Source organism: Ruminococcus flavefaciens 007c, from assembly GCF_000571935.1.
GTDB classification, from domain to species: domain Bacteria; phylum Bacillota; class Clostridia; order Oscillospirales; family Ruminococcaceae; genus Ruminococcus; species Ruminococcus flavefaciens_F.
In genome coordinates, this window is sequence record NZ_ATAX01000006.1 from 24,839 (window position 1) to 37,375 (window position 12,537).

At 42.9% G+C, this 12,537-nt stretch carries 7 protein-coding genes, 1 pseudogene and 2 other annotated features; of the genes and pseudogenes, 3 read left to right on the forward strand and 5 right to left on the reverse strand.

Annotated features, from left to right (window positions below):
• Nucleotides 1–5: 5 nt before the first annotated feature.
• Nucleotides 6–1,310, forward strand: coding sequence for a sensor histidine kinase (locus RF007C_RS00745; RefSeq protein WP_037296457.1), 1,305 nt, complete (start codon nt 6–8; stop codon nt 1,308–1,310).
• Nucleotides 1,311–1,341: 31 nt separating this feature from the next.
• On the opposite strand, the gene RF007C_RS00750 is transcribed toward RF007C_RS00745, so the two are convergent.
• Both RF007C_RS00750 and RF007C_RS00755 read right to left on the reverse strand, forming a co-directional pair.
• Nucleotides 1,342–1,794, reverse strand: a complete 453-nt coding sequence (locus tag RF007C_RS00750) for a hypothetical protein (RefSeq protein ID WP_051456453.1) — start codon at nt 1,792–1,794, stop codon at nt 1,342–1,344.
• 230 nt (nt 1,795–2,024) lie between these two features.
• On the reverse strand, nt 2,025–2,981 hold the full coding sequence (locus RF007C_RS00755) for a glycoside hydrolase family 73 protein (protein WP_037296458.1): 957 nt from the start codon (nt 2,979–2,981) through the stop codon (nt 2,025–2,027).
• Nucleotides 2,982–3,503: 522 nt separating this feature from the next.
• Here RF007C_RS00755 and RF007C_RS18220 point away from each other — a divergent pair.
• Nucleotides 3,504–3,605, forward strand: a pseudogene (locus RF007C_RS18220) (AbrB/MazE/SpoVT family DNA-binding domain-containing protein); the annotation flags it as partial.
• A 557-nt stretch (nt 3,606–4,162) separates the two neighbouring features.
• On the opposite strand, the gene RF007C_RS00765 reads toward RF007C_RS18220, so the two are convergent.
• The 3 genes from RF007C_RS00765 to RF007C_RS00775 all read right to left on the reverse strand — a co-directional run bounded on the left by RF007C_RS00765 (nt 4,163) and on the right by RF007C_RS00775 (nt 11,052).
• Nucleotides 4,163–6,691: an AMP-binding protein gene (locus tag RF007C_RS00765; protein WP_037296460.1), complete on the reverse strand. Its 2,529-nt coding sequence runs from the start codon at nt 6,689–6,691 to the stop codon at nt 4,163–4,165.
• Nucleotides 6,692–6,844: 153 nt separating this feature from the next.
• Nucleotides 6,845–7,095: a binding site (T-box leader), on the reverse strand.
• 172 nt (nt 7,096–7,267) lie between these two features.
• Nucleotides 7,268–8,584, reverse strand: coding sequence for a Zn-dependent hydrolase (locus RF007C_RS00770; RefSeq protein ID WP_242836251.1), 1,317 nt, complete (start codon nt 8,582–8,584; stop codon nt 7,268–7,270).
• Nucleotides 8,585–8,709: 125 nt separating this feature from the next.
• On the reverse strand, nt 8,710–11,052 hold the full coding sequence (locus RF007C_RS00775; RefSeq protein WP_037296559.1) for an AMP-binding protein: 2,343 nt from the start codon (nt 11,050–11,052) through the stop codon (nt 8,710–8,712).
• 116 nt (nt 11,053–11,168) lie between these two features.
• Nucleotides 11,169–11,414, reverse strand: a binding site (T-box leader).
• Nucleotides 11,415–11,702: 288 nt separating this feature from the next.
• Between RF007C_RS00775 and RF007C_RS00780 the strand changes: the two genes are divergently transcribed.
• A complete protein-coding gene (locus tag RF007C_RS00780) occupies nt 11,703–12,134 on the forward strand; it encodes a MaoC/PaaZ C-terminal domain-containing protein (RefSeq protein WP_051456454.1) in 432 nt (143 codons plus the stop codon).
• Nucleotides 12,135–12,537 lie beyond the last annotated feature (403 nt).

Sequence of the window (12,537 nt, forward strand, 5' to 3'; positions counted from 1 at the left end):
GTGATATGCTGATCTCATTATCAACTTTCATTATCTGCTTCATTCTAAGATCCCTGATCGTACAGCTGACCTGTATACTTTTAGGATACAAGGAGAAAAATTCCAGAATAATAGATATATTTCTCATATCTATGATCGCTCTGCCGAATGTGCTGATGCTCCACAGTCAGAGCATAACGTCTTTCGCGGCAAAGCTGGCAATAGTATTCACCTATTATATAGGAAATTTCTTCCTGTACTGTATAATCTTCCGAAAAATAAACTTCAAGATACTGTATATGTATCTTCTGACCATCAACACTCCGCAGATATATGCCAATATAACCAAACAGATATTTTCGGAAAACCGCTTTTCCGACCTGCTGGCGTTCACTCTCGAGATGCTGGTGCTGGGCGGCATACTTTTATATATAAAAACAAAGAAATACGATGTATTCGTGCAGAATCTCATATCAGTGCTGCCGAAAAGGCTGTATATACTGATACTTGCGCTGTCATATATCGCTTCCATATTCGTTATGGGCTCAAGCAGACCTAATCACGAGCTTTACATAAAGGTGCTCCTTGTCCCCTCGATGGTCGGACTTATATTCGCTCTGTTCTCCATAATAAGGATAAGTGTTTCGGAGGCGGAAAAAAGCGTTAACATCAATGTTCTTTCCAAGCAGATAGAAAACCAGATAGATTATTACAACAAGATAAACAGTATATACGACGAGTTCAGATGCTTCAGACATGATTTCAAGAATCATATCCTGTGCCTGAGGAGCCTTATCTCCGCAGGCGAAACAGAAAGAGCCATTGAGTATATGAACGAGATAGAGGTTTTATCCTCTGTGGAAAAGAAAAAATACGATACGGGCAACATCATTATCGACGCTCTGCTCAACGACAAGAGCGAAAAGGCTATGGCCTCAAACACAAAGCTGGAATTCAGCGGTCTTGTACCCACCACGGGCATAAGCAATGCTGACCTGTGCATAATCATCGCCAATGCAGTTGACAACGCCATAGAGGCGTGTTCCAAGGACAGCAGCGGCAATGAAAAGATAATACACGCAACAGCGGATTTCAAAAGAGGTTATTTCTTCTTCAAGACGGAAAACCCTATCTTTGAAATGGTAAAGATAGACGACAAGAACAGGATAATCACCTCAAAGGCTGACAAGAGCCGCCACGGCTTCGGCGTATCAAATATCATCAGAGTCGCCAAGAAGTACGACGGTTCCGCAGAAATATCCACGGATAACAATATTTTCCGACTTGACGTAAATCTGCTTCTTAAAAATGAGACTATACCTCAGACATAAATAAAAAAGGCTTCTTACGAAGCCTTTTTTGTTAAAGTACATTGTAATTAACACCTATATAGATGTCGATTATACTGTCATCACGGTTTTCCGTGTCATTCCGTACCACAACATAGTAAGGCCCGGTTATGGGTTCGAAATGATTGTCCTCAATGTATTCTGTCAGTTTCTTTTCTGTTGAGCCGATAACCTCAAAACTTCCCTCATGCCTTATAGTAACAGCATTGATGAGCCGGAACATGGGCTGGTATTCAAAATCGCCGTTGGGCTTTACCTTTCCGTTCACGGGGATTATCACCTCTGTCAGATCACCGTCCTCTGATTTTAAAGTGGTAAACATAACGTTATCACTTATTTCCAGATCCAGAGCACGGATATTATCCGAAGCATATCGGATGAATTTAAAAATATCTGTCTGAGAGATCTTCTTTTTACATATGACCAGATTATTTCTTGAGATCATCTGATTTTTAAGTATCTGCAAAATACTCCCTCCCTTCGGGTAATTATTTCTTAAGTAAATTATATCCCATAATTCAAAAAAAACATCTCCGCGGGAGTGAACGGTCATTATTTCGGAGTGAACGGCCAAAGGCTTTTGAAAAATGACATTATAATGACCATTATCCGAAGCAATGACGCCGCGGCATATCGCGTCAATACAGCAAAAAGCACTGTTTATATAAACAGTGCTTTTTGCTTTTATGTTAAAATTCAGTTGAGGATTGCCCAGCCGGCACCGCTTTTGAACTTACCGAACTTAACTCCGCTGACGGTTTGTTCTTCAACGATGGTAAATGTTCCCGCAGCTGTGAGGATCATTGCGACCTCACCTGAACCGGGAGCCTTATACAGCTTTGTACCCCTGGGGAAGCTCTTCTGATATTCCTGAAAAGTATACTCTGCAGGTATGATCACCCATCCGGCACCGCTCTTGAGCTTGCCATAGGTCCTGCCGTTATATGTACGTTCTTCAATTATGGTATAAACAGTTGATACTGTTATCTGTGAATTGGAAACACCGGATTCAGGCGTGGTATATATCCTCGTACCCGCTTCAAGCCTGATGGTATAGGACTCAAAGCTTCCGCTGCCGATACCTGCTGCCACATCAAATCTTGTAAGGTCGTTTTCTTCGATCACTGCAATAAGCCTGTCCGCATAATTGGGAGCAGTTGCCCAGCCGTCCTGCTGGATCTTACGGCAGGACGCCTTATAATCAGTCTCATTCTTCAGATTTTCATATCTCTGGACATTAATGAAGTCATAATAGCCCTTGATGCCCGCCTGTCGGGAACTGAATATCATGAAATAAGCCTGTGCAGACACTACCTGCCCGTTTACTACCTCCCATGTATCGAAAAGCTTTTTGGGGCCTGTGTATCCGCTGCGTGCCTTCATACCGAAGTAATTATGGTACTGTGCCTTGTCACTTGTACCCCAGCCCGATTCGAGTATAGCCTGTGCGATAGTCATACTCGGCATTATCTTATACTGCTGATAATAGCTGACAGCGCAGCCGCCTATGCTTTCAATAAATGCCTCATGGCTCTCCGAAGCCGCAGATGCGTTGATCGGTCTTACAGTCGATACAGAGCTGCTGCCCGCCGCAGCCGCACCTGCCGCACATATAGCAGCAGACATAGCTGCTGCGATTATTCTTTTTAACATCCTCATCCTCCTGAAAATTCTTTTTTTTATATATGCCCGAAAGCCTGAAAAAAGCTCCGGAACTGTTTTTATGACGTCTTCTTTTATTATCCGCCACACAAATACTGTACCCGAAATTCCTCTTTCACGCAACCGCATCGGAGTGAACGGGCACTTTTTCGGAGTGAACGGCAAAATGCACACATATACTCTAAACTGTATTTTAGCTTGCTGACATTGCTTTTCGCCTTTGAGAGCGTGGTGCTAACCGAACGCCACAAAGGAAGCATTAAAGCTGTGAAAGCAGCCGACGGTGTTATAGGATTCATAGTAAAATTTTAAATAGAATATTTACATTCAACTCTGATCCTGCATAACAAGATAAAATATATAGTATATATGAAAGCATCTCCCTTTTCGGAAGATGCTTTTATTATACAGCATTCAGCCCGTTATGATAAAAGCCTGTAAAACAATGAATAATCAAAACCAACGCGGAAATAATAACCTCACAAAGAAAAAATCTTCTTGGGAGGCAAAAATATGAAAGCAACAGGTATAGTAAGACGAATAGACGACCTCGGCAGAGTGGTCATACCAAAGGAGATACGCCGAACCATGCGTATCAGGGAAGGCGACCCCTTACTGACATCATTGACAGAGGAATACCGATTCAGCCATGCAATGCGTAATATAGCAGAAAGATTACATATCACTGACAAATAAAAAATCATGTACTGTACAACCTTTTTTGTACGAAAAAGAATGATTGTAAACCAGCTCCGTTGAAAAGTTAGTAAACGTGGTTGCTATATTCAGTATACTTAATGACTCTTAGAGATGCATTTAGAGGGTTCGAATCCCTCTCTGTCCGCTCTTTTAAAGAAGCCTGTATTTCGAGGAAAACACCGAAATACAGGCTTTTCTCATGCCTGTAGAAAACAGTTTTAAATGAAAATTTGCAGCCCCGTGTGCACAAAAAACAGGTGTAATGCACACGAAATGCACACGGAATGCACACGACTGAAAGGCAGTATAACGATAATAAAAGAAGCCAGCTCCCGTGAGGGAGCTGTTGTTCTTAAAGAAAATAAAATACATATTTTTTACATACCGTCTTCTTGAAGTTACGGTTTACGTTCGGCAAAATTATTAACAGCGATAAAAAGCTCTATTTGCTGTATAAATAATACGAGTATTCTTTAAGCAGTAACAATGCTGTCTGCCGTATGGAGCTTGAGCTTTTCAACTGCCTGCTCTCTCATCTTGTACTTGAGTATCTTTCCTGCGGCATTCATGGGGAACCCGTCTACGAAATCAATGTATCTCGGGCACTTGTGCTTTGCCATTCTTGCAAGGCAGAAGTCCTTTATCTCCTGCTCGGTAGCTGTCTCACCATCCTGCAGTACGATACAAGCCATTATCTCTTCGCCGTAATCCTCATCAGGAACTCCTATTACCTGTACGTCCTTTACCTTAGGATATGTGTAGAGGAAGTCCTCAATCTCCTTGGGGTAGATATTCTCGCCGCCGCGGATTATCATATCCTTGATACGACCTGTTATCTTGAAATATCCGTCAGAAGAGCGGCGTCTTGCAAGGTCTCCTGTGTGGAGCCAGCCCTCCGAGTCGATAGCGGCAGCAGTCGCCTCAGGCATTTTATAGTAACCCTTCATGATATTGTAGCCTCTTGCTACGAACTCACCGTCTACGTCATCAGGTACTTCCTGATTTGTCTCAGGGTCAACTATACGGCACTCTACGCCGAAAATAGGTCCGCCGACTGTATTGACACGCTGCTCCAATGAGTCAGTTGTCTTGCTCATGGTAGTTGCGGGAGAAGCTTCGGTCTGACCGTAGGTTATGCAGATCTCGCTCATGTGCATCTTCTCAACGACCTCTTCCATTGTCTTGATAGGACAAGGAGAGCCTGCCATGATACCTGTTCTCATGTAAGAGAAATCTGTCTTCGGGAAGTCCTCATGTCCAAGCATAGCGATGAACATTGTAGGAACTCCGTGGAAACAGGTTATCTTCTCCTTGTTGATGCAAGCAAGTCCCTTTCTCGGTGAGAAACGTGTTATAGGAGACATAGTTGTACCATGAGTCATGGAAGCTGTCATAGCCAGAACCATGCCGAAGCAGTGGAACATAGGCACCTGTATCATCATGCGGTCAGCTGTGGAGAGATCCATGCAGTCTCCGATAGCTTTACCGTTGTTTACAACGTTATAGTGTGTAAGCATTACGCCCTTGGGGAAGCCTGTTGTTCCTGAGGTGTACTGCATATTTGCAACATCGTGGATATCGATAGTCTTTCTTACGCGCTCGACTTCACTATAAGGAACGTTCTTTGAAAGCTCAAGAGCCTGCTCCCATGTAAAGCAGCCCTTGTTCTCTGAGTCAACAGTGATAACGTTTTTAAGGTAAGGAAGCTTTGCACTGTTGAGCTTTCCTGCCTCGCAGGTCTCAAGCTCAGGGCAGAGCTCCTTGATGATATCAACATAGTTGATATTCTTGATACCGTCTATCATAACAAGAGTCATTGTATCAGACTGTCTCAGCAGATACTCAGCCTCATGTATACGGTACTCTGTATTCATTGTAACAAGAACTGCACCAATTTTTGTAGTAGCCCAGAAAGTAATGTACCACTGTGGAACGTTTGTAGCCCATATAGCCACGTGATCGCCCTTCTTTACGCCCATTGCAAGAAGCGAACGCGCGAAGGTGTCAACATCGTCGCGGAACTCGGGATATGTTCTTGTATAATCCAGCTCAGTATAGCGGAATGCATACTGATTAGGGAACTGCTCGCAGATACGGTCCAGAATATCAGGAAATGTATAGTTAAGGATACGCTCCTTTGGCCATGGATACTGACCGTCGCCTCTCATGCTGGTCTGGAGAGGGTGCTTGTGCTTTTTCTTGTATGGAGCCATATACTCAGCAAACTGGGGGATAACGATACCTGCGTCGCTGAGGTCGCGTGCCCAGCGCTTTACCCATTCAAGGGAGATATAGCCGTTATAATTTATAGTGTCAAGAGCTTCTATCATAGCCTTGACAGGGATATCGCCTGTACCCATGATGCGATACTCAACAGTGCCGTCATCGCGCATGATGCTATCCTTGACCTGTATGTATTTGATGTACTCGCCGAGATTAGCAACCGTAGTCTCGGGAGCTTCGTTGTTATAGCGATAAGGATGATGCATATCCCAGAGTGCAGCGACCTTGCGGCTCTTAACACCTTCCAGCACCTTTGCAAGTCTTGCAGTATCTGAATAAACGCCGTTTGTCTCAACGAGAAGAGTAACATTGTACTCCTCAGCGATAGGTACAAGTTTCTTCAGAGCTTCCACTATATAGTTGTCATCGACTTCGCCTCCCGGAGCAGGCTCAAGGTCTCCGAGCACCCTTATATATGAAGCACCAAGCTTGTTTGCAAGCTGAGCATATGCTTTTATCTCGTCCTCAGCTTCCTGATATTTGTCCTTGAATTTAAGGCAGGCTCCTGACGAAAGGCATGGTATTTCAAGTCCCAGCGACTGCAGCTTGGCAATGGTATTAGGCAGCTGTCCTTCTGTAAACGGTTGTGCCTTGACAGAGAATATCTCATTGCCGAGACCTCTTATCTCGATGCCGTCGAATTTAAAATCCTTTGCCAGTGAATAAATGTCTGACCATGCCCAATCGGGGCAAGAAAGAGTAGAAAAACCAATCTTCATTTTTATCATTCCTTTACATATTTTTGAGTACTAAAATTCATTAACGCCGCAAATTCTGTTTATAACATAGATGTCAGGATATTAGTGATAGCATTTTTCACCTTCCTTTGCTTGGAACGATAAAAACAAAACCCGTCCCAAAGCGTAAGATTGCTTTGAGACGGGTATTATACAATACTCGCGGTACCACTCAAATTGCGGATATAAAAATCCGCCACCTCTTCGAAGTCTATCAACTTCTATGCACTAACGCAGCATTCACGGGAACCATCTACTGGGTGTTTAAACCTTTGGGAGTTCCAGCTCAGAAGGGAGAAGTACAGGTTCCGGGCATTACTGATTCGCACCAACCATCAGTTCTCTGAAATGCTTTCGCCCTGACTATTCTTCGTCACAGCTTTTCTATTACGATTTGCATTATATCACAAGTTGTATCTCTTGTCAAGTGAGAAACGCTCAAAAATGAAAAAAATAATTTCTAAAATGCGTTTGATTATATAAAAATAAATTCTGCCATCAAGCTATCTTCTTCAAGTATTTCTAAAAGTTTATTCGTCAAATCATCATCTTGGGTAACTATATCTCAGTTGGAGCGATGGTATATGACTTCATGCCGCCATGTCCGCCGAATATCTGCCATTTCCCTATACCGAGACGTTGAAACAGTGCTGTTCTCTCGGCAGTGCAAAGCTCCTTGTCGGTATCTACTGACGTCATAAGTATTGGTGCATATCGGTTGTACTGTGCCTGCTGAGCGGTCATTTCTTTCATATTTACGAAAATATCACCTGTAAAAGCGAGATGGTGATCGTAGTCAATAAGAATAGATTCTCCGGCAAGATGTCCGCCTTTACCTTCAAACAGCTCAAAATGCAGTTCTCCGAAATCAAAGAAGCCTGTTTGTTCTATAAGCTGACTTATTTCCTTTTCATCTCCTACAACGCTCAGTTTTTCAGCTGACACAGCAGTATATGAAGTAAGGACTTTGCAAATTCGTACATACGGCTTGTGCAGTGGATTCATCTCACGGAATCCGTCCTCGTTGTTACTTTCAAGCCGGAGACACTCCGCTGTTTTAGCGCTTGCATACACAGTATCGAAAATCGGCAGCAGTCCGCAATGGTCAACGTCCGCATGAGTTATAAAGCATTTCTTTTTAATGCTGTCAAACTCAGGAATCATGTTTCTGAAAACCGACAGCATTTCTTCTTTATAGCAGGCATAGCCCGTATCGATGAACAGGTATTCGTCACAGCTTTTTATAATTGCCGTATTGCTGCCGCACGGAGGCTCGATAAGGGTTATTACTGTATTATCAGTAATATTATGATGAGTTATCCTTGGCGAGAAATTCCTGCCCCTTGAAGTTGCAAGTAACTCTGCAAAACGGCTTATACTGTCAAAAGTCCGGTAAGGAGATACGCCAGTATCGTCCAGTATTTGCATAGCAAGGTTTGTATTGACTATAAGTTCATTTTTGGATTTGGAGGATATTTCCATCGCAGCCGAGAGTTCATTAACGAATGTGCTGTAAAAGAAGCTGTTGTCATATATCTTCTCAGCATGATTATATTCGATAACTCTGACACTGCAAAGCTTTTTCGCTTCTTCTATGAAATCATTAATTTTATCTGAATTATCAACTATAAGTCCCATTTTGAAAAGCTGGTATTCTGTACCGTTTTCCTGTGAGCTTATGTATGAAATATTGAAATTATGTGCGCTTATAAGCTCAAGTATCGAAGTAACACTTCCGGGTTCATCCTTAAGCCGGAATTCAAGAAGCATAACACTGCGATTATCCTCGTCACACTGGAGATAACCAATATCTGTCAACTCTTTGGAAGCTTTTGCAATCTGCTGTGGAGTTCCCTCTGCATCGATAAACAGCATATGGGAATCCACAGCTTTGTTATAGCTTACTCTCGTGATATTTATACCAAGTGAGGCAAAACATTTGCTTGCCTTTAGAAATGCCCCTATATGATTCGGCATTTTCGTTACGAAAGTCTTGTTCATTATTTCTTGTACTTTGCGTTATCCATTTCACGGATAGCAGCACGGCGGATTTTTCCGCTTCCGACAGTCTTGGGCAGCTCCGGAACGAACTCAACAACTCTCGGATATTTGTAAGGCGCTGTACGCTCCTTGACGTAATCCTTGATCTCTCTAACCAACTCTTCTGATCCTGTCTTATTCTTTGTGAGAACAATGGTCGCTTTTACTACCTGACCTCTTATCTCGTCCGGAACACCAGTAACAGCACATTCAAGAACATATGGCAGCTCCATGAGCACACTCTCGATCTCGAACGGTCCGATACGGTAGCCTGATGACTTGATAACATCATCAACACGGCCCACATACCAGAAATAGCCGTCTTCGTCTACCCATGCGGTATCGCCTGTGTGGTAGTAACCGTCACGCCATGTCTCGGCTGTGTTTTCATCATCGCCGTAGTAGCAGAGTGCAAGTCCGGGAACACCGTATCCTGTGGCATTTTCGTCCTTGAGTTTAACACAGATCTCACCTGTCTCACCTACGCCTGCTGATGTGCCGTCGGGAAGGAGTACCTGTACGTCATACTGCGGATTTGGCTTGCCCATACTGCCGGGCTTGGGCTCCATGCCGACAACATTTGCAATAGTAAGTGTTGTCTCGGTCTGACCGAAGCCCTCCATGAGCTTGATGCCTGTTGCCTTGTAGAACTGGTGGAATACCTCAGGGTTGAGTGCCTCACCGGCGATGCAGGCATATTTAAGTGAAGAGAGATCGTACTTGGAAAGGTCTTCCTTGATGAAGAAACGGTACATAGTCGGAGGTGCGCAAAATGATGTTACATTGTACTTCTTGAACATGGGAAGTATATCATCTGCGTGGAAACGCTCGAAGTCATATACGAATACAGCAGATTCGTTCATCCACTGACCGTAAAGCTTGCCCCAGAGAGCCTTGCCCCAGCCGGTATCAGAGATAGTGAAGTGGAGACCGTTCGGGTCAGCATTCTGCCAGTAGCGTGCAGTTACATAGTGACCGAGCGGGTACTGGTAGCTGTGGAGAACGAGTTTCGGATTTCCTGATGTACCGGAACTGAAGAAAATGAGCATAGGGTCAGTACCACAGGGCGTCTCGGCAGTGCGCTCAAAATGAGTGCTGTATGCCGAAAGCTCCTCGTTGAAATCGTGCCAGCCTTCTCGATGTCCGTTTACGATGATCTTTGTCTTGAGTGAAGGAGAAACAGCACAAGCCTTATCAACTTCATCTGCAACCTCGCCATCAGAAGTACATACGATAGCAGATACTTCAGCCGAATTGAATCTGTATTCAAGGTCGTGTTCCTTGAGCATATTTGATGCAGGGATTACAAGCGCACCAATACGGTGGAGAGCGATGATCGAGAACCAGAACTGATAGTGGCGTTTAAGGATAAGCATAACTCTGTCACCTTTTTTAATGCCCAGTGACTTGAAGTAGTTAGCAGTCTGGCAGGAATACTTCTTGATGTCTTTGAAAGTGAACTTTCTCTCATTATGATCTACATCAACATAGATCATAGCAGTTTTATCAGGACATTTTTCTGCCATTGCATCAACGATATCATATGCAAAATTGAATTTATCCTCATTTACAAACTGAACACCGCTGAGAATTCCGTTCTCATCAGTCTCGCATTTGACAAACTTTTCTGAAACCGGATTCAGAATACCTGCTTTATCAACATTTGTAAGATGATGTTCAGCAATATGCTCGCGGAATTCGGTCATTCCTGTTGTACCGCGCGGAGCCATAACGAAAGCGTAGATCTCACAGTCCTCACCACCGAGAGCGACTTCATCATGCGGCATGGAGCTGTCGTAATAGATACAGTCTCCCTCGTGGAGTATCTCTGTATGTGAACCAACTGTCATGCGTACAGTACCCTTTAAAACTATATCCATTTCCTGTCCGGCGTGGCTTGCCATGTGCAGTGGCTGTGAAAGAGCTTCCTCTGAATATGGAATAACTACATGGAAGGGTTCAACGATCTTGTTCTTGAATTTTGATGCAAGGCGGTTGTAGGCAAAGCCCTTTCTGCGGACGATAGGCAGGCCTTCTCCCTTACGGGTAACTGTATAGCCGCTGAGTTCAGGGCTGCTTCCTTCCATGAGGTCGGTGATGTCAACGTTAAAGGTATTAGCACATTTGTAGATGAACGTGAAACTGAAATCCTGTTCACCTGATTCGTATTTTTTGTAGTCTTCAACGGAGTATCCTGTATTTACAGCCATTTCTTCGACTGAAATACCAAGATCTTCACGCAGATTTGAAATACGCTCTGCGACCTCTTTGATTCTTACTTCTGCATTCTGCAATTCCGTCATTTTACTCATAATAATCTCTCCTTTTAAAATTTGATACTGGAAAATGAAACGGTCGCAGAAAAATACTGCCGCTGTCTTTACCGCGAAAAACAAAAAACTCGTCTCAAAGATAAATACTTTGAGACGAGTATCATAATCAGATTACCCGCGGTACCACTCAAATTGTGCCGCTATTGCGTAACACCACTTCAGACTCCAGCAAGTCCTATTCATTAACGCAGAATCACGGGAACGCTTACTGAAATCCTTTCAGCATTCCGGCTCAGAAGGGATACATAGCATTGCTTGACACCGACTCACACCGACCGTCGGCTCTCTGCAGACATTGGCAATCCTCTGCTTGTCTTCCTCATAGCTTATGTTCAGGATTATATCATACAAAAATCCATTTGTCAATACCTTTTTCGAAAAATATTTTTTAATTATTGCGAGATTTTGTTTAATCAAAACACAAAAAGCCCACCACTACGGAGTTAAAATTGTGCTCTGAACCTTATTCCATGACTGAAATTAGATATTTTTAAGTTTTTGAGACTTTTCAAACAGATATGATTTTATTATTGATAAATAATCCTGTCTATGGTATAATACATATATTTCCAAAAGCAAAATTATAAAGGTCATTTTCTTATATACTCAGGGGGTATAATATGTATTTTGATGAAATGAAACTCGGAATGAGTGTTGAGGTAGCCCCTGCGGTTATATACAAAGATAAAATGCTTGCATTTGCTAAAGAGTACGATGATTTGCCGATGCATACAGATGAGGAATATGCAAAGACAACTCACTTCGGTAAACTTATTGCTCCCGGTGTTATGTCATTCATGGCTGTCTGGGCAAAGTACCTTGAAGTAGATTTTTTTGGTAATGAACTGCTTGCAGGTAAATCAACCAAAATTGAATGGCACAAGCCCGTTTTCGCAGAAGATGTGCTGACAGGAAAAGCAACTATAACAAACCTCGTTAAGCGTAATGATAAAAATGGAATCGTAGCCGTATCCTTCGATGTTTATAATCAAAAGGGTGAGCTTGTATTGACTAATGTTACAGAAGCAATTGTAAAATGCAGGTTACAATAAGCGGCATGGAAGGAACTATACCGGCCAGTTGGTTCTCGCATCTTGAAATAGCAATTGAGAGGTTCGAATCCCTCTCTGTCCGCTCTTTTAAAGAAGCCTGTATTTCGAGGAAAACACCGAAATACAGGCTTTTCTATTGCCTGTAGAAAACAGTTTTAAATGCATTTTTGCAGATTCGTGTGAAGAAAAAACAGGCGTTTTTCACACGAATTCACACGAAATTCACACGAAGAAAAGGCGATATAATGTTATGAAAGAAGTCAGCTCCCGTGAGGGAGCTGTTGTTCTTGTAAGTAATAAAAATATTGTTTCCATGATGACTACTTGGAGCTCCGGTTCAAGTCGGGCGTGACGATCAGTATTGAAATGTAAATAGATATGTATTTTCCAAAAGGAAAACCTC

Excerpts from the sequence above, each read along its gene's own strand:
- RF007C_RS00745 (WP_037296457.1), top strand. The coding sequence starts at position 6 with ATGCTGATCTCATTATCAACTTTCATTATCTGCTTCATTCTAAGATCC.
- RF007C_RS00755 (WP_037296458.1), bottom strand. The coding sequence starts at position 2,981 with ATGTTAAAAAGAATAATCGCAGCAGCTATGTCTGCTGCTATATGTGCG.
- RF007C_RS00765 (WP_037296460.1), bottom strand. The coding sequence starts at position 6,691 with ATGAAGATTGGTTTTTCTACTCTTTCTTGCCCCGATTGGGCATGGTCA.
- RF007C_RS00770 (WP_242836251.1), bottom strand. The coding sequence starts at position 8,584 with ATGCTGTTTATCGATGCAGAGGGAACTCCACAGCAGATTGCAAAAGCT.
- RF007C_RS00775 (WP_037296559.1), bottom strand. The coding sequence starts at position 11,052 with ATGACGGAATTGCAGAATGCAGAAGTAAGAATCAAAGAGGTCGCAGAG.
- RF007C_RS00780 (WP_051456454.1), top strand. The coding sequence starts at position 11,703 with ATGTATTTTGATGAAATGAAACTCGGAATGAGTGTTGAGGTAGCCCCT.